The organism is Marinomonas profundi (assembly GCF_020694005.1).
Lineage (GTDB): Bacteria > Pseudomonadota > Gammaproteobacteria > Pseudomonadales > Marinomonadaceae > Marinomonas > Marinomonas profundi.
In genome coordinates, this window is record NZ_CP073013.1 from 2769056 (window position 1) to 2786135 (window position 17080).

Here is a 17080-nt window from a genome sequence, read left to right on the forward strand (position 1 = left end):
GTATGATTTATAACAAACACAACATCCAGCGCGGTTGGGTATCGTTGCCGATCATCGCCCTTTTATTGGCCATATCTGCCTTGTCTTCCCAGTACCAGCAGCGATTGCAAGCAGGGTATAAATGGCGCGGTCAATTGCATGACGTCGAAGAAGGGCAACAAATATGGGGGGATTTTTATCAAGCGTGGGTGGTGGCTGCCGATTTTTCTAGCGCGAAGGCGAGTGCCTGCGTGGGGTTTTGTGATTTACAACAATCGGCCTTAGAGCGTATTTGGCAAAGTAATGACCAATGGGTGTATTACCGTTGGGAACGTTATGTCTCCGTGCCTGACGAATCGGAAAACACACATTTATCCTATCGACTTTGTGCCACACAAAACCAGCAACAATACCGTTGCTGGTGGTGGCAAGAAAGTCGCTTGCTTGCCAGCGGCTGGGTCAGTGCTTCTGGTTGAAGATTTTTAAATGTTCCGCGCTGCAAAATGGACGGGCTTCTTGGTCATGAATCGCATGGGAGCGCGGCGTGAAGGTTTTGCATTCTGCACAGCGAACCATGCTTTCTTGTGCTTCCTCTTTTTTGCCAGACGCCTTCTTTTTCACTTCTTCTGGCGACTGACTGCGTTTAAAAGCGACAAATTGGCGATACAACCACCAACCAATAAAGAAAATAGCAACAAAAACGATCAAACGTACGATCATACACTTTACCTAGCTTGGGTAATTCCAGACAATAACGGGCATATTCTAACAGAGTTCACGAGATAGCAACTGTATGACATTACGAATTGCAATGGCCCAGCTGGATATGCTGGTCGGCGACATCACAAAAAACACCCAATCCGTGATTGATGCGGCATGTAAAGCCCGTGATGAAGAACACGCGGACGTGGTGGTGTTTCCTGAATTAACCTTAACTGGCTATCCGCCAGAAGATCTACTGTTACGTTCTAGCTTAGATACCCGTATTGAATCTGCACTGGCTAAGTTACTGGCCGAGATCCGCGATATCCATGTAGTGGTCGGCTATCCACGACGTATTGATGGCGAACTGTTTAACTGTGCTGGGGTGATTTACCAAGGACAGCTGTTGGTGGAATACGCCAAGCAGGAGCTGCCAAACTTCCTTGTGTTTGACGACAAGCGTTACTTCAGTGAAGGCTGCGAAGCGGGTCTGGTTGATATCAAAGGTGTTAAAGTTGGCTTAAGCATCTGTGAAGACATTTGGCATCCAGAGCCTATCGCACAAGCCAAAGCGGCTGGAGCAGAACTGATTCTTAACCTAAACGCCTCGCCTTACCACATCGAAAAAATGGGCGAGCGCGAAGCACTGCTTCACCAGCGTGCCATTGAAGTCACTCTGCCTATTGTCTATGTTAACTACATGGGCGCACAGGATGAATTGGTGTACGAAGGTGGCTCTTTTGTGGTCAACGCCAAAGGCGAGAAAATCATGCAAGCGCCTTGGTTTGAAGCGGGTTTGTACAGCATCGATATGATCGTTGACGACAGCCAACCCAACAAGGTGGAACCGGTGGCGGGAGTCATTGCGCCAGCGCTAGGAGTGGAAGCCAGCGTCTATCAAGCCATGGTGCTTGGATTGCGAGATTACATCACCAAAAATCGTTTCAAAGGCATTGTGCTGGGCTTGAGCGGCGGTATTGACTCCGCCTTATCTTTGGCGGTCGCGGTAGATGCCATCGGCGCAGATCGCGTTCAAGCGGTGATGATGCCTTATACTTACACGTCTTCCATCAGCTTGCACGACGCCGAAGAAGAAGCCAACTTGCTGGGCGTGAAATACAGCGTCTTACCCATTGAAGCCATGGTATCCGCCTTTACCGACGTGCTGGCACCAGAATTTGAAGGCTACAGCAAAGACACCACAGAAGAAAACCTACAAGCCCGTACCCGTGGTGTGACCTTAATGGCGATTTCCAACAAGAAAGGCTATATGGTTCTAACCACAGGCAATAAGAGTGAAATGGCTGTTGGTTATGCGACGCTTTATGGCGATATGGTCGGCGGTTACTCCGTCCTAAAAGACGTCTTCAAAACCTTAGTCTTCAAGCTTTGTCGCTACCGCAATACTTTAGGCTACGTCATTCCAGAACGCGTCATCACACGTCCACCTTCTGCAGAACTGGCACCCGACCAAAAAGACGAAGATTCTTTACCAAGTTACGACATACTCGATGACATCTTACGCATGTACATCGAAGAAGACCAAAGCGCCGAAGCCATACTTGCGACCCAGAAATTCGACCGAGAAACCGTCTACCGCGTACTTCGCCTTGTCGACATCAACGAATACAAACGCCGCCAATCCCCAACCGGCGTGCGCATCACCGCCCGTGGTTTTGGACGAGATCGTCGCTACCCGATTACCAATGGCTGGCACATCGGCGAATAGCGCTTTCAAAAAAGCGCTCAAAACTCGTTTACTCCCGCCCTGCTGAGCAGGGCTTAGTTCCTTCCCCTTTCTTCAAGGGGAGGGTTAGGATGGGGTTGTTCTTTGTTCCCTCCCCTTATGTCTTCCAAGGGGAGGGTTAGGGTGGGGTTAATCTTTGGGCTTCAAGTGTATTTGTTTCTTCTCAATTGCTTTTAGCTGCAGGTTTTTTCCACTTTTTAATTCAGGAAGAAGCTGAGCGGGTAACTTTTTGCTAGCGCCCAAAAACTTCAGTTTAAAGGAAAGCAAAAATTCGCTTTAAGATCTTTAGTGCCTCGCTTTTTTCATAGGCGCATGGTTTTCGCCTACGCTCGTTATATCGTAAGGCATGGATTGTTTATTTGGTGGATGATAGATCGTCAAACAATGACTCTGAAACGCCATAAAGTCGCGCAACTTCGTCGCGTCGAACTAACTTCTTCGTAGCTATTCGTAGGGCCTGATGAGGGAGGCACGACCGTAATCAGGCGTTATCCATTTGTATTGTTTTTTTGTAGGTCGTGGCTTCAGCCCGACGCGGAATTCATGTTCCATTCAAACGTTTTTATCCCCGATTTGCTTACCGCTATCATGCTTATAACAGCAAGTCTGCTCACTATGTTGATGGGCCTGATCACACTTTTGATAATAAATTGATGAATCAGATGTAAGAGCCTGAAGCATAAGGCTTGCCAATTGAGTGAAGTCGACGTAAAAAGAGACATAGAGCAAAGTAAAGATAACGTATTAAAACTGTCAGCAACTAGAAAACGACCGTAATACGCACAAAACCACACCGCAAACCAACAGGGAAGTCAGATGATAAAAAAAGCAAATTCCCTATATAAAATGCGGCCGTTCAACAGAGAGTTATAGCCGTGGCTACGCCACTGTATAAGCCTTAATTGTTGAGTGTTATGTTTGAACAATTTTTTGTAGTTTAGGAGTTAGTGTGGTCATTTTTTTATTTTGGATTTTCTTCTCTGTATTAGTGGCTGTTTGGGCTAAAAAATGGAATCAGTATACTGGTTGGTTTTTTTTCGGCTCATTAATATTATCGCCTTTAATTGCCGCAATTATTTTGCTTATTAGTGGGAACGGGAATCCGAAGTGTCCTCGCTGTAAAGGAAGGGTAGAAGAGGGCGCTCGTGTGTGTATGCATTGTAACCAAAAGTTTAAGGCAACCACATAAAAGGAGCTTAAAACTTATGTAAGCCATCAAGACCCACGCAAAAATCTTTAGAAGCCAGTCATATCAAGGGGTTTAGTTTCGATTTGATGGATTACGATTGCACTGTAAATTGCTAACAAGGCCATGCACGGCGACGGCTTTTTCGTTGCGGCTGCACCTCCACTACAAAGCTGCACGTGTTGGCGGCGTTATAAGGCGTCATGAAACTATGAACGAACAAAATGAAATCCTTTGGCGCCAGTACCAGCAACATATAGATACCTATAAGTTCTATTTGGATACTGTCGTTAAGTTGATGAGCCTCTACTTTGCCGTTAGTGGTGCCATTATTTCTTACTACGCATCAAATAGCGAAACCACAAACGCTTTACTTGCTCTTTTTCTTCCTCTCGTAATGGGATTTGCCCTTGTTGTGGTTGAATTAGCCGGACACTTCAATAAAGGATAATATCCAATTATTGAGGTGTAAAATGACTAAACGTACTAACAAACAATATCCAAACGATTTTAAGCAAGAAGCGGTGGCGCTGGTGATTGAGCAAGGTTACTCCGTTGTTGAGGCTGCCGCTTCACTGAATATCACTGACAAGCTACTTTATAACTGGGTAGCGAAGTTTAAACAACAAGATGAAGATTCAGAGTTGTCGAAGGATGAGCGGGCTGAACTCGTTCAGCTCAGAAAAGACAATAAGCGCTTGCTGATGGAGCGCGAAATATTAAAAAAGGCTTCAGCGTTTTTCGCAAAAGAAATGAAATAAAATATTCATTTCTCAAAAGTTTAGGTAAGCAGTACCCAGTTGCCATATCGTGTAAAGTGATGCGCGTTAGCAAATCTGCATACTATGCTTGGCGAAAACGTCCCGCGATAATTATCAGTGCACAAACACTGAATTTACATCGTAGGGCGAAGGCGCTTTTTGAAGATAGTCGAGGCAGTCTGGGTAGCCGAGAGCTTGCGAAAAAGCTTCGCAAAGAAGACTTTGATGTTAGCCGGCATCGTGTCATTGGCTTGATGAAACGATTGGGGTTAGTCGTTAAGCAGCGTATCGCTTACAAAGTCACCACAAAGCGCAAAGACAGTGATGCTGTAGCGGATAATTTATTGAACATGAATTTTAACCCGTTAGGCCCAAACCAGGTGTGGGCTGGGGATGTGTCATATTTAAAAACAGGCGAAGGCTGGCTATACCTTGCTATTGTAATGGATTTATTTGGTCGTCGCATAGTGGGTTGGCACACGTCAAAACGTATGACGACAGACTTAATTGAGCATGCATTTTTAAAAGCACATCGCTTACGACAGCCGCCAAAGGGCTTAGTGTTTCATAGCGACAGAGGCTCGCAATACACGAGTAAACACTTTAGAAGCCTATTAAAACGGCTTGATTGCCGCTCTAGCATGGGTGACGTCGGTGCGTGTTGGGATAATGCCGTGGTTGAAAGGTTCTTCGGCAGTTTAAAACATGATTGGTTGTTCAAGGTAGCACAACCAACAAGAGAGCATATGAAGCAAGATGTTGCGGCGTATGTGAAATATTACAATCTGGAGCGATTACATTCGTCGAATGGCGACCAATCACCCATTGAGTATGAAAACTCCTTTAGGAAAGTGTCCGGTTGGACTTGACCAGAACACCTCTTCATTTTTTTCACAACAGGGGCCGTTCTATCTCTGGTTACGCGAAATAATGTTTTTGAACTCCGTGACGCATTAGGTCTTCGCGTAGCTCCAGAAACCGGCGTACTTACAATGCTATTAGCAATTTTTGCTTTTGTTTTGCTGGTTTGCTCTTGCGCACTTAGTTACGCAATTTGGTGTGGCAATGCTTTATGACAAGTTGCTCAACCACTGTTCCGGCCCAAAAACGGCTGCCACTCATAGCAGTGGCTGTTTGGGGTGTTAGGGTTCTTGACATCGGGTCTTGATGTACATACGATGTACATATGATTAAATTTGAATGGAATCAAACCAAGGCGGCTTCAAACCTTAAGAAGCACGGTGTCTCTTTCGAGGAGGCGCAGTCAGTATTCTATGACGAGTTTGCCATTCAATTTTTTGATGAAGACGGCTCAAAAGCTGAAGATCGCTTCCTTATGCTCGGAATGAGCAGTGAGGCTCGGCTTATCCTTGTGTGTCACTGCGAGCGTGACGGTGGAGGGACGATACGAATCATCTCCGCTCGGAAAGCCACTAGCAGCGAACGCAAGCATTACACGGTGGACTAACATGAAAACTGAATATGACCTTTCCAAAATGAGCTCCCGTAAGAATCCTTATGCCTCTAAGCTCAAGAAGCCCGTCACTATGCGCTTGAGCGAAGATGTCATCTCTTATTTTAAAGACATGGCAGAAGAGGTCGGTGTTCCTTATCAGAGTCTTATTAATCTTTATTTAAGAGATTGCGTGGCTCAACATCGTAAGTTGAGCATTGATTGGCCATCCCAGCCCTAACAATCGGCTGCACCGGATAAATTTCCGCTGTCATCTTTTGTGCAAAAATACGCAAAAAACCTACCGAATATTCAGGCTAAGTAGGCAGATCGGTTGATCGGTTGATCGGTTGATCGAAATCGATAGTGGGATGCCTCTGGAGAAGTTCCATAGAATGTTTCCTGAGGCTTATGTTGGAGGGCAAAATCGTCAAACAACCGCCTACGAGATCGTAGATATTCAAAAGTATGTAACTCAAGAGGACACAAATTACGCCTTGTCGGGCTAAAGCCACGACCTACAAAAAACAATATCAATCAATCAATTGCAGGCTAAATAACGTCACATGCCTGATCACGGTCGTGCCTTCCTCATCAGGCCTACAAAAACAATATCAATCAATTGCAGGCTAAATAACGTCACACGCCTGATCATGGTCGTGCCTCTCTCATCAGGCCTACAAGACGTATCCAACCTTCGCTGACTACCTTTGGCGAAACTTGAATGTAATAACCCTTTAATACCTTTTCTTTGTCTCTAGCTGTTACAACATAGGACGTTTTAAACACAGTAGGAGAAGGTGTCATGTCGAATAAAAAAATCTTAATGATCACGGGTGATTTCACGGAAGATTATGAAACTATGGTGCCGTTTCAGGCGTTGATGAGTGTCGGTCATACGGTGCATGCGGTGTGTCCAGATAAGAAGTCTGGTGATTCGGTGGCGACGGCGATTCATGATTTTGAAGGCGATCAGACGTATACGGAGAAGCCGGGGCACCGTTTTTCGTTGAATGCGACGTTTGCGGATATCAAGGTGGAAGATTACGATGCGTTGGTGATTCCCGGTGGTCGAGCGCCTGAGTATCTGCGTTTGAATAAAGCTGTGGTGGCTATGGTGAAACACTTTTTTGCGGCTAATAAGCCGGTGGCGGCGGTGTGTCATGGTGCGCAGTTGCTGGCGGCGGCAGGGGTGTTGGAAGGTAGGAAGTGTTCGGCGTATCCGGCGTGTCAGCCAGAAGTGGAGCTTGCCAAAGGTGAGTTTATGGACATTCCGGTAGATCAGGCGGTGACGGACGGTAATTTGGTGACGGCACCAGCGTGGCCAGCGCATCCGGCTTGGTTGGCTCAGTTTTATGTGTTGTTAGCAAAGTGATTTGCTGATTTTTGATAAGGGCGAATTTTACCACTGCCATGAGGCAGTAAAAGTGAAATTCGCCTGACTTTTCATTTTGAAAATAGATTAAACTCTTCACATCGTGCCACGTTTATTCCGATCTTCATCGTTCGGTTCTTATAGTTGATAATAATAACTAGCCGTCTTATAAGGAACATAATATGTGTAAGCTCTTTGTGAATTCAGATCCAAGTCTCTGGCAAAATGTCACGCGTTCTTTGCGCATTGATGGCATGGTGACCAGTATTCGATTAGAAAGTTTTTTTTGGTTTACGCTGGAAGAAATCGCTCAACGGGATAAGCTCTCTTTGTCTCAAATGATCGCTAAGTTGAATCATGAAGCCTTGGATGCGGGTCATAATTTGGATAATTTCACGTCTTTTCTTCGGGTTTGCGCCATGCGTTATCTGCATTTGCAAACCATTGGCATGTTGCCCCATTCCCATGAGGTGAGCTTGGCGTCGCTAAACACCGATCGTATTCTTGAGCAGGAAAAGCACTATTTAGAGGCGCATCTGTAAGGCGGGATATTTTTACGCTTTTTGCTTTACTCGCCTAAAATACGATACGGGTTTCCTGTACAATCAAGCGCATTTGATAGACCCCTTTGATTGACAGGCAAGATGGCGCTTATGTTTAATGCTTCCTCCACTCGTTTAAATAAATACATCAGCGAAAGCGGTATTTGCTCTCGCAGAGACGCAGATCGTTTTATCGAACAAGGCAATGTGTTCATCAATGGCAAGCGCGCTTCGGTGGGTGATCAAGTGGTGGCCGGTGACACGGTTCGAGTCAATGGGCAGATTATCGAGCCGCAAGACGCGGATGATTTTGTGTTTATTGTGTTGAATAAACCGGTTGGTATTGTTAGTACTACGGAAAGTTCTGAGAAACATAATATTGTTGATTTTGTTAGTCATGGGGTGCGTATTTTCCCGATTGGTCGATTGGATAAAGACTCTCAAGGGTTGATCTTTTTGACCAATAATGGCGACTTGGTTAATAAGGTGTTGCGTGCGGGCAACAATCACGAAAAAGAGTATCTGGTGACGGTGAATAAGCCGATTACCGATGATTTTATGGCGGGGTTGGCGGGTGGTGTGCCTATCTTGGGCACCATGACGAAAAAGTGTCCGGTCACTAAGGTCGCGCCGAATGTGCTTAATATCACCTTGGTGCAAGGTTTGAATCGCCAGATTCGTCGTATGTGTGAGCATTTTGGCTATGAGGTGATGAAGCTGGAACGCACGCGGATTATGAACGTAAGTCTTAAAGGCATTCCGGTCGGTGAATGGCGAGATCTCACGCCAAAAGAGTTGGCGGTTTTGCTGAAAGCGGTTGACGATTCTTCTTCAGAAGCGAGCGCGCCAGCGAAAAAGTCTCGCCATGCCGCGCGAAAAAACACGCGCCCTAAAGTACCGGCAAAACCCACCAGTAGCACAAAAGGTAATACGAAATTTCCCAAGGAAGACGCCCGTAAACCGGCGGGCTCTAAGGGGAAAGACCGGCGTCCTTTTGCTGACGGTAAGAAGCCTGCGGGCAACGGTTCGGGAAGTGGTAAACGGCCGAGCGGAAACCCCAACGGATCACCAAAAAACAATGGTAAGCCCGCGGCAAAGGGGCAACGTCCTGCAAAAGGCCGAGGGCCGCAGAAGTCTTCGCGTCCATAGTGGTTAACGTGTTTTAGGTAGGTTTTTTTCATTAAAAAGCCCTAATCAAATTAGGGCTTAGATGGCTCGAATATCAGGCCATCATTAGGTTTTGATGGCGAGTTTTAGGAATTAATTACCTAATACATTGACTGAGGATTTTTTCGTTACCTTCGCGGCTTTCTTTTCTTTTGCGGTTAAAAGCGGTTTCTTTTTAGTGTCTTTTTTACTGTTTTGACCTTTACTCATGATATCCACCATTAGTCATAACGTATAAGCTTAGTTGATTTTTATCAGCCTAAGGGATGTTGCTACGAACGCACATAAAGACAGGAATAACGTGCTACGTAGCACACTGAGTATGGCCTTATTACAGAGCAAGTAAAGGGGGCTTTGAAGTAAAAAGAGTATATTTTGCTTATCCTGTTGGTTTGTCGCTTGTCGGGCAGTGTTTTTTATTTTGCTTATCTTATAATGAGCTGTTGTGCGTGCTGTGGCGTTTTTTAAACGCGCTATTATGCGCGCATTTTTATTGGCGTCTGTGCTGTGAGAGTCGTATATGCATCCAATTGCATTAAGTGTTGTGTTGTTAATTTGTAGTAATATTTTTATGACATTTGCTTGGTATGCTCATTTGAAAGAGCTGAACAATAAGCCTTGGATTATTGCGGCTTTGATCAGTTGGGGCATCGCTTTGTTTGAGTATCTGTTGCAGGTGCCGGCCAATCGAATTGGTTATACCGCGCTGAATGTTGGGCAGTTAAAGATTATGCAGGAGGTGATAACCCTGATGGTGTTTGTGCCGTTTTCGGTTTATTACTTAAAAGAGCCTTTAAAACTCGATTATCTTTGGGCTGGCTTATGCTTGGTGGGCGCGGTGTATTTTGCGTTTCGCAGTAAGTTTAGCCTTTAGGGTAAGCCTTGAGGGATGATTATGTACACAGATGAAGAGTTGGATTTAGCGATAAAGAAGGGTGTATTTTCATCCGCGTCGGTTGATGCGTTTCGTGACTTGGTTGCGGCCTCAAAAGGGTCTCTATCGGCGGATGAGGAGAACGTTCGTTTAGTGGGCGGTTTTAATGATATTTTCATTGTTATTGCGTGCGCTTTGCTGCTGTTTTCTGCGCTTTGGGTCATGCAATCTGTTCATGACAGTTTAGGGTATGGGGTGTTTGCGGCTTTGGCGTGGGGCTTGTCGGAAGTATTTGTACGCCGTCGCAAGATGGCGTTGCCAGCCATTGTGTTGTTGCTGGCATTTGTTGGGGGTGTGTTTGCCTTTGTTGGGTCTATATTTGGCAGCCAGTCAAGTATTGCGGTTATTTTGGCGACTTCCTTGTCGACTGTGGCGGCGTATGTTCATTGGCGGCGTTTTAATGTGCCTATTACGGTAGCGGTTGGAACGGGAGCGGCGCTGGCCATGCTTGGGGCGGTGATGCTGAGTATTTTCCCGCAGAGTGAGGCGCTATTGCTGACGACGTTTTTCGTCTGTGGTTGTTTGGCTTTTGCATTTGCTATGTATTGGGATGCTGGCGATACACGCCGCACGACACGAAAGTCCGATGTGGCGTTTTGGTTGCATTTGTTGTCTGCGCCTTTGATTATCCATCCTATTTTTTCCCGCCTTGGGGTGTTAGAAGGTTACGAAAGTTTGACTAATATGGCGATGATTGTGGTGTTGTATTTGCTGATGACCGTGGTGTCTTTGGCGATCGATCGTCGTGCTTTCATGGTGTCTTCTTTGATGTATGTGATTTATGCCTTGTCGAGCTTGCTGGAAAACTATGGCGGTATTGGTTACGGCTTTGCGGTGACGGGAGTGGTGATGGGCGCGTCTTTGTTGTTGCTATCGGCGTATTGGCAGGCCGTAAGGGCTTGGTTTGTAAAGAAGCTACCTGAGTTTGTTCGGGGCTATCTTCCTGCGATAAGAGAATAGTTAGCTATTGTGAAAGAGTTGTCTAATAAAGCATATCTTGGATAGCTTGATTCCTAGCGCAGTTGTCATGTTATGCTGTTTTCGTCTTATATAAGGCGCTCTTTTATAGTGGTTGGGTGTGCAGTTGAAATGAGTCGTTTTAGATTCCACGAGGCAATGACCGCGTGTGAAGTGTGTGATTTTTTGAATTGTATTCCACCACTTCAAAATGGTGAACGTTTTCGATGTCGGCATTGTGGGCATGTTTTAGTCAGTGTTTACGAGCAGGCGCCTGTCAGAATTCTGCTTACAGGTTTGTCTTGTCTGCTGATGCTGGCGTTGGCGATGAGTTTTCCATTTCTTGGTTTTTCGAGCAGCGGTATTGAGCGTAATATTACGTTATTCAACCTTGTGAGCGTGTTGCTAGAACAGCGCCATTTGCTACTTGGTGCCATTATTAGTTTGGCGCTGTTTGTTTTTCCGCTTGTGTATTTATTCTCCATCTTATTTCTCGTCTGGTCTTTTCAACATCGATATCCACTTAACATTGCACAACGATACTGTATTCGTTGGGTTCAAGTTATTCAGCCTTGGTTAATGGTTGATGTCTTTTTAGTGGGGATTTTGGTTGCCTTGGTTAAGATGATGAGTTTTGCTGATATCTCTTTAGAATTATCTTTTTGGGCGTTTTGTGGGTATATCCTGCTGCTGTTGAAAACGGTTGCGTTGGTGGATCGTCGTTGGCTTTGGTTTAACGTCGCAGGGCCTGCGTTGGCGCCATCGGTGGCTACAGGCACAGCGCAACAAGAAGGGCTAATCGGTTGCCATTTTTGTGGTGCAACCATGGCTGGAGATAGGCGACATTGTGATCGTTGTGGGCATGCTGTTTATTCTCGGCGACCCAATAGTGTTGGTACAACCACCGCGCTTCTGTTGGCGTCGGTTGTCATGTATGTACCAGCCAATGTGTTTCCTATTATGCACACTACGTTTTTAGGCAATACTGAACCTTCGACGATTATGGGCGGTGTTTTATTGCTTTGGTCTTTGGGTTCTTATCCTGTGGCTTTGGTTATTTTGTTCGCCAGTGTGGTGATTCCCATTATTAAAATTCTGTCGCTTGGCTGGTTGTGTTGGCAATGCCATTTTCCTAGTCGGCGATTGACGGCGCAAAAAATTAAATTGTATCAGCTGACCGAGTTTGTTGGTCGCTGGTCGATGATAGACGTTTTTGTGGTGGCTATTTTGACCAGCTTGGTACAGATGGGAAATGTTATTGCGATTTATCCGGGTGCTGCTGTGTTGTCATTTTCAGCGGTGGTTATTTTTACTATGTTGGCGGCCATGACGTTTGATCCTAGGTTATTGTGGGACAAAGATGAAGCGTTGTCTGTGGCGGCGTTTACAGGAGAAAGGCGTGGCGGATAGCACTAAGCAAGTAGAAGGGATGCGAAAGGTGCGGTTCAATTCAATTTGGCTGGTGCCTCTTATCGCTGTTTTGGTGGCTGGGTGGATGCTGTATCAAAATTGGTCAAGTCAGGGGCCGATGATTACGTTAGTTGCCGCCAATGCGGATGGTCTGGAGGTAGGTAAAACCAAGCTCAAATCGCGCAATGTAGATGTCGGGAGGGTGACGGATATTCGCCTTAGTGACGATTATGAGAGCGCTATTATTAGAGTGAGAATGAATCAAGGGACGGATCAAATGTTGCGCGAAGATGCCAAGTTTTGGGTCGCAAAGCCTCGTATCGGAAAAGAGGGCGTGAGTGGTCTTGGGACGCTATTGTCAGGGGCTTATATTGATATGACGCCGGGGGTAAAAGGCGCCTTGAAAGATAACTTTACCGTTTTAAATCAACCACCTTTATCAAAAGAAAACGAAGGTATTCGGTTGGTATTATCCAGTAAAGAAGGCTCTACGTTGGATGTGGGCGCGTTGGTGCATTTTCGTGGTTATGAGGTTGGCTATGTCGAGAAAGTGGCATTTGATACGGATAAGGGGGTGATTACTTATGCTGTTGTTATTCGTTCGCCTTATGATGTGTTGGTCAATCAGGGCGTGCAGTTCTGGGTTACTCCAGGGTTGTCGTTCAAAAGCTCTGCCAGTGGTTTTGAAGTTCGGCTTGATTCGTTAGAGACGTTTTTCGCGGGCGGTATTTCATTTGGTTTGCCGCCAGGGCGTCCGGCTGGTGCGTTGGTAGCGGATATGGCTGAGTTCCCTTTGTTTAGTAGCAAAGAAAGTGCAGAAAATAATCTTTATGATGAATTTATTCATTATGTTTTTCTGTTTGAGAACAACATTAGTGGCTTGATGCCAGGCGCCGCGGTTGAGTTTCGAGGGGTCCGCATTGGTACGGTATTAGACGTGCCTTTTAATGGTATTTCGATGAATACATTAACGTCTCTGGATACACCATTGATCCCTGTTAGAGCGCGTATTGAGCCGCAGCGCTTAAATGCAGCGGATGCGTCTGATGCGATGTCTTTGCAAAAATGGAATGAATTCATTCAAGGTCGTATTGATAAAGGCTTACGAGCGTCGCTAAAAATTGGCAATTATCTAAACGCCGCAAAAGTGATTAACATTGATTTTATGGACAATCCGTCTCCGGTGAAGTGGCAAGAGTTTGAAGGCTATCGTATTTTTCCGACGGCACCTGATGGTCTTGCTAATATCGAAACAAAAGTTGGGGATCTGTTGGATAATCTTTCGCAAGTGCCTTTACGAGATACCTTTGAGCAACTGGGGCAGACCATGGCGGAAGCCAATGAAACCTTACGCCAACTGCAGTTGGTCAGTAAGAGTGTGAATGGGCTTTTGAATCAAACTGAAACACAACAGTTGTCAGCCGAGTTAGTCGCGACGATGAATGATTTGAGTTTAACCTTGGAAACCTATCAAGCTAATGGCCAGATTGGTGGTCCACTAAGGGAAAATATGGTGTCATTAGGGCGTGCATTGAATGAGTTGCAACCTTTGCTGCGACAGTTACGTGAGAGTCCAAATACCTTGATTTTTGATAGCAAGCCTCGCTTAGATGTGCAGCCAAAAGCGGCGCAGGAGTCCCCATGAAGTTGGTTGATAGACGTACTCTTTTGATTGTTTTGATGAGCTGGATAATGGTGGGTTGTGCCGCTTCTTCTACGCCACCAAGTCGCGAATATTTGTTAATGGACGCGGGCCTGCGCGACGTTCAAGCTCAGACGACAGAGCCTATTTCTGTTCAATTAATGCCGATTGTTGTGGCTAATTATTTGACAGGTAATGAGATAGTGTTAGTCACGGCGCAAGGAGAAGTGTATCGCTCACAGAATAATTTATGGGCTGAACCCTTGTCTCCTCAGTTGACACGCTTAACTTTACAGCGTTTAGAAAAAGCGTTGCCGGATATAACGTGGTTTGCAGGTCAGCGCTTGCCTGCTGGTGCGGTTGCCCTGCTGAATGTTGAAGTGGATGATTTTTATGCTGATTTAGACGGTGTGGTGCATGTTTCTGGGCGTTGGCAGGTCATTTCTGACTCAGGTGAGCTGTCGGCGTCAAGTACCTTTGATGTAAAAAGTGAGCTTAAATCTGATGGTTACGGCAGTATGGTACAAACGCTTTCAGCCAGTTGGTTTGATCAGGTGATGAAACCAATGATTGATGGCGTAGTGCAGGTTTTTAATGATTAAGCTCTAATCCTTGTTCGTCTGTGGGGTGCGCTTGTAAAAAAGTCATCATCTGGTCAAGCACGTGTAATGGATGGGTGACGTGCAAGCAGTGCCCGTTGCCTTCAATGATTTTTAATTGTGCATTCTGTAAGTTTTTCTGTATGTATTCACCCACGCCAACGCTAACCAACGTATCGTTAGAGCTTTGTAATACTAAGCTGGGGTGCGTTATGCGAGGCAACAAAGAACGATAATCCGATAAAAATGTGGCGGCTGCAAAAGGTTTGGAATAGGTTACGTCGGTAGAGCAAAAACTGGAGAGCAGTTCGTGTACCAAAACGTCACTTTTGTCTATGCTTGGTCCAATTGGAGCAAGATCAATACCCATCACAATCGGCGCTAAATAGTTTCCCCAGCCGATATAATCCTTGTCCATTAATGCGATTAAATCTTCTAAATATTGCTGTTCAAAGCCGCCTTGGTATTCATTGTCTAGGTTTAAAAAACAGGGTGAAGGACAAATTGCGACAACGTGTGAAAACAGCTCTGGTCGTTGCTGAGTAACAATCCAGCCGATTGTGCTGCTAATGGAGTGGCCGACAAAAATGGCGTCTTTTATGTTCATGGCATCGCATATTTCAATAACATCTAAGGCATAGCCTTCTAGGTGTTTGTAACGTTCGACTTGGTAAGCTGAAAAATCAGAGTTTCCACTGCCAACATAATCAAACAACACCACTTGGTAGTGCTCTTCAAGGTATGGCCTTATAAAGCGCCAGAGGTGTTGACTGCAACCAAAACCGTGCGCCAGCATAATGGTCTTGTTACCTTTGCCTGATATGTTGACATGGTTGCGTTGTAGAATGTTGTTCGGTTTGTGTGGCATTACGACGTTTCTTCCTCTCGGGTATGTTTAAAAATACACCCATGATGTCTTATTCGGGCTATCACTATAATGTTATTTTATAATAACTATGTGCATGTTTTAGTGATTTGAAGCAAGGTTTATAGAAAGGGGCGATTCTGGGGGAGATAGAATCAATGAAAAAGCCAACGCGGCGTTGGCCTTTTCACCGTAACCAGTATGATGCTGGCTATTTGTTTTTTTCTTTAGCGGCTTTTAGGCTGCTTTGTATCATCGGAGAAATAGTGAGGCCCTGAATGATGATGGAGAAAATCACCACAACATAAGTGATCACGACCATAATATCATGCAGATCTAAGCCTTCAATGTTAAATTGATTGGTCGGAATAGCCGCTGCCATGGCCAGTGCCAACCCGCCTCGTAGACCGCCCCAGGTTAAAATTTTCACGGAATGTTTGTCGTATTCACGAAAGCGTCTAAAGACTAGGTAAGGGCTACCGACACTCACAAAACGCGCAAATAACACCACTGGAACCATGATGATACCCAGCCCAATGACCTCCCATGTTAGGGGAATGGTGACAATCAACATGCCGATTATAAGGAACAGCAAGGCGTTCAAGAAGCTGTCCGTGGCGTGCCAAAAGTCTTTCACATAGCGGGTGCCATCTGGCCCATTGCGTTCAGATGCCTTGGCCCGAGTAATGTTACCAAGCAAAATACCGCTGGTTACCATGGCCAATGCCCCCGAGATTTCCCAAATATTAGCCAAGGCAAAACCGGCCGATGGAATGGTCAAGGTGACAAGTAAGCGAATGTTCATGTCTTTACAATTGATGATGACGATATGACCCACCGCGGCGATCACGAGGCCAAATAAGATACCGCCAATAGCATCGACCAAAAATAATTCAGCCACGTCTTGGAAATTGGCCTCTGTGCCATAAAACGCCACGGAGAAAATCGTGGTAAAGATAACCAAACCGACCCCATCATTAAACAGCGATTCCCCTTCGATTTGAATCGAAATACCTTCCGGTGCGCCCATTTGTTTGATGATGGCCAGTACGGCAATCGGGTCATTCGGGCTGATAAGCGCGCCGAACAGCAAACAGTAAATTAGCGGAATGGGGAAGTTAAGCAGAGCAAATAAGTAATAACTCATGTAGCCAATCAGGAAGGTGGAGGCTAGGGTAGAGAACAGCACCAATACGGTGATTTCCCAGCGTTGCCTTTTTAGCGCCGCAAGGTCAATTTCCAGCGCGCCAGCAAACAATAAAAAGCCTAACATGCCTTCTAATAGCAATTTATTAAAATCGATATCAGAAACGATTTGCGTAATAAACAGTGCGTTTTCATCCCCCAGCATTTTGACCGCGATAATCAGCAGCAAGGAGATCACCACAGAGCCTGTGGTAATGGCGATTGTTGTTTGCATTTTTAGAATAAATTGGTTGGTAAAAGCGATAAAAATCGCTAATGCCGAGAGAAAGCAGATGAGATACCAAGCGTTCATTTGAGAACCTTAACATTATCAGTAGGATTGAAAAGCGTAAAAGGGTGCATGGGGGATGCTGGGTGATATGTTATCCCTAGGCGGTGTTCCTGTCACTTACCCATTATGTAAAAAGTTCCCTAAAAACGAAAAAAAATCCCTAAAAACGGCGATTTTTATAAAAAATAAGAAATTTTATTTCAAAACTTAGCTTTTTAGCGTCTGGTTTTGTTTGTCGTGTAAGAAAATTACAAGAAATGAGGCGTTTTTATGCCGTTTTGCCA

The 17080-nt window shown here is 45.4% G+C and carries 17 protein-coding genes; 14 read left to right on the plus strand and 3 right to left on the minus strand.

The annotated features are described in order from the left end of the window. Positions 1–2 precede the first annotated feature (2 nt). Complete coding sequence (locus J8N69_RS12935) at positions 3–455, plus strand: hypothetical protein (RefSeq protein ID WP_168826153.1); 453 nt, start codon at positions 3–5, stop codon at positions 453–455. Here the strand turns inward: J8N69_RS12935 and J8N69_RS12940 are convergent. Then, complete coding sequence (locus J8N69_RS12940) at positions 439–699, minus strand: PP0621 family protein (protein ID WP_168826155.1); 261 nt, start codon at positions 697–699, stop codon at positions 439–441. The genes J8N69_RS12935 and J8N69_RS12940 overlap by 17 nt on opposite strands. Positions 700–772: 73 nt before the next feature. On the opposite strand from J8N69_RS12940, the gene J8N69_RS12945 reads away from it, so the two are divergent. From J8N69_RS12945 to J8N69_RS13005, 13 genes are all read left to right on the plus strand, one after another. Further along, the gene (locus J8N69_RS12945; RefSeq protein ID WP_168826157.1) at positions 773–2410 is read left to right on the plus strand and encodes an NAD+ synthase; all 1638 of its coding nucleotides are present in this window, start codon (positions 773–775) and stop codon (positions 2408–2410) included. Positions 2411–3825: 1415 nt separating this feature from the next. Beyond that, positions 3826–4065 (plus strand): hypothetical protein, encoded by a 240-nt coding sequence (locus tag J8N69_RS12950; RefSeq protein WP_168826159.1) that lies wholly within the window; start codon positions 3826–3828, stop codon positions 4063–4065. 22 nt (positions 4066–4087) lie between these two features. Beyond that, positions 4088–5244 (plus strand): IS3 family transposase gene (locus J8N69_RS12955; protein WP_168827682.1). Its coding sequence is split into 2 segments (ribosomal slippage): positions 4088–4358 and positions 4358–5244, totalling 1158 coding nucleotides; the frame shifts between segments, so codons are not numbered across the junction. Between the two features lie 317 nt (positions 5245–5561). Further along, a complete protein-coding gene (locus tag J8N69_RS12960; protein ID WP_168822976.1) occupies positions 5562–5843 on the plus strand; it encodes a BrnT family toxin in 282 nt (93 codons plus the stop codon). A 1-nt stretch (position 5844) separates the two neighbouring features. Beyond that, positions 5845–6069 carry a BrnA antitoxin family protein gene (locus J8N69_RS12965; protein WP_168822977.1) on the plus strand — a complete coding sequence of 75 codons (225 nt, stop codon included), beginning with the start codon at positions 5845–5847 and terminating at the stop codon, positions 6067–6069. Positions 6070–6633: 564 nt separating this feature from the next. Beyond that, positions 6634–7203, plus strand: a complete 570-nt coding sequence (locus J8N69_RS12970; RefSeq protein ID WP_168822979.1) for a DJ-1/PfpI family protein — start codon at positions 6634–6636, stop codon at positions 7201–7203. 182 nt (positions 7204–7385) lie between these two features. After that, the gene (locus J8N69_RS12975) at positions 7386–7745 is read left to right on the plus strand and encodes a ribbon-helix-helix domain-containing protein (protein ID WP_168822981.1); all 360 of its coding nucleotides are present in this window, start codon (positions 7386–7388) and stop codon (positions 7743–7745) included. A gap of 111 nt (positions 7746–7856) precedes the next feature. Then, entirely contained in the window at positions 7857–8894 is a 1038-nt protein-coding gene (rluF, locus tag J8N69_RS12980; protein WP_168822983.1) for a 23S rRNA pseudouridine(2604) synthase RluF, read from the plus strand. 538 nt (positions 8895–9432) lie between these two features. Next, on the plus strand, positions 9433–9786 hold the full coding sequence (locus J8N69_RS12985; protein ID WP_168822985.1) for a DMT family protein: 354 nt from the start codon (positions 9433–9435) through the stop codon (positions 9784–9786). 21 nt (positions 9787–9807) lie between these two features. Next, complete coding sequence (locus J8N69_RS12990) at positions 9808–10806, plus strand: DUF2339 domain-containing protein (protein WP_168822987.1); 999 nt, start codon at positions 9808–9810, stop codon at positions 10804–10806. A 129-nt stretch (positions 10807–10935) separates the two neighbouring features. Further along, positions 10936–12213: a PqiA/YebS family transporter subunit gene (locus J8N69_RS12995; protein WP_168822989.1), complete on the plus strand. Its 1278-nt coding sequence runs from the start codon at positions 10936–10938 to the stop codon at positions 12211–12213. Beyond that, on the plus strand, positions 12203–13858 hold the full coding sequence (gene pqiB, locus J8N69_RS13000; RefSeq protein WP_168823486.1) for an intermembrane transport protein PqiB: 1656 nt from the start codon (positions 12203–12205) through the stop codon (positions 13856–13858). Before J8N69_RS12995 ends, pqiB begins: the two co-directional genes overlap by 11 nt. Then, the gene (locus J8N69_RS13005) at positions 13855–14457 is read left to right on the plus strand and encodes a PqiC family protein (RefSeq protein ID WP_168822991.1); all 603 of its coding nucleotides are present in this window, start codon (positions 13855–13857) and stop codon (positions 14455–14457) included. The genes pqiB and J8N69_RS13005 overlap by 4 nt, the downstream gene beginning before the upstream one ends. On the opposite strand, the gene J8N69_RS13010 is transcribed toward J8N69_RS13005, so the two are convergent. Next, positions 14447–15322, minus strand: coding sequence for an alpha/beta fold hydrolase (locus tag J8N69_RS13010; RefSeq protein WP_168822993.1), 876 nt, complete (start codon positions 15320–15322; stop codon positions 14447–14449). The two genes, J8N69_RS13005 and J8N69_RS13010, sit on opposite strands and share 11 nt — an antisense overlap. Before the next feature lie 208 nt (positions 15323–15530). Beyond that, complete coding sequence (locus J8N69_RS13015) at positions 15531–16817, minus strand: cation:proton antiporter (RefSeq protein WP_168822995.1); 1287 nt, start codon at positions 16815–16817, stop codon at positions 15531–15533. Positions 16818–17080 lie beyond the last annotated feature (263 nt).

What these genes read in the sequence shown, in the direction of transcription:
- J8N69_RS12935 (WP_168826153.1), top strand. Translation starts at nt 3, where the DNA reads ATGATTTATAACAAACACAACATCCAGCGCGGTTGGGTATCGTTGCCG.
- J8N69_RS12940 (WP_168826155.1), bottom strand. Translation starts at nt 699, where the DNA reads ATGATCGTACGTTTGATCGTTTTTGTTGCTATTTTCTTTATTGGTTGG.
- J8N69_RS12945 (WP_168826157.1), top strand. Translation starts at nt 773, where the DNA reads ATGACATTACGAATTGCAATGGCCCAGCTGGATATGCTGGTCGGCGAC.
- J8N69_RS12950 (WP_168826159.1), top strand. Translation starts at nt 3,826, where the DNA reads ATGAACGAACAAAATGAAATCCTTTGGCGCCAGTACCAGCAACATATA.
- J8N69_RS12960 (WP_168822976.1), top strand. Translation starts at nt 5,562, where the DNA reads ATGATTAAATTTGAATGGAATCAAACCAAGGCGGCTTCAAACCTTAAG.
- J8N69_RS12965 (WP_168822977.1), top strand. Translation starts at nt 5,845, where the DNA reads ATGAAAACTGAATATGACCTTTCCAAAATGAGCTCCCGTAAGAATCCT.
- J8N69_RS12970 (WP_168822979.1), top strand. Translation starts at nt 6,634, where the DNA reads ATGTCGAATAAAAAAATCTTAATGATCACGGGTGATTTCACGGAAGAT.
- J8N69_RS12975 (WP_168822981.1), top strand. Translation starts at nt 7,386, where the DNA reads ATGTGTAAGCTCTTTGTGAATTCAGATCCAAGTCTCTGGCAAAATGTC.
- rluF (WP_168822983.1), top strand. Translation starts at nt 7,857, where the DNA reads ATGTTTAATGCTTCCTCCACTCGTTTAAATAAATACATCAGCGAAAGC.
- J8N69_RS12985 (WP_168822985.1), top strand. Translation starts at nt 9,433, where the DNA reads ATGCATCCAATTGCATTAAGTGTTGTGTTGTTAATTTGTAGTAATATT.
- J8N69_RS12990 (WP_168822987.1), top strand. Translation starts at nt 9,808, where the DNA reads ATGTACACAGATGAAGAGTTGGATTTAGCGATAAAGAAGGGTGTATTT.
- J8N69_RS12995 (WP_168822989.1), top strand. Translation starts at nt 10,936, where the DNA reads ATGAGTCGTTTTAGATTCCACGAGGCAATGACCGCGTGTGAAGTGTGT.
- J8N69_RS13005 (WP_168822991.1), top strand. Translation starts at nt 13,855, where the DNA reads ATGAAGTTGGTTGATAGACGTACTCTTTTGATTGTTTTGATGAGCTGG.
- J8N69_RS13010 (WP_168822993.1), bottom strand. Translation starts at nt 15,322, where the DNA reads ATGCCACACAAACCGAACAACATTCTACAACGCAACCATGTCAACATA.
- J8N69_RS13015 (WP_168822995.1), bottom strand. Translation starts at nt 16,817, where the DNA reads ATGAACGCTTGGTATCTCATCTGCTTTCTCTCGGCATTAGCGATTTTT.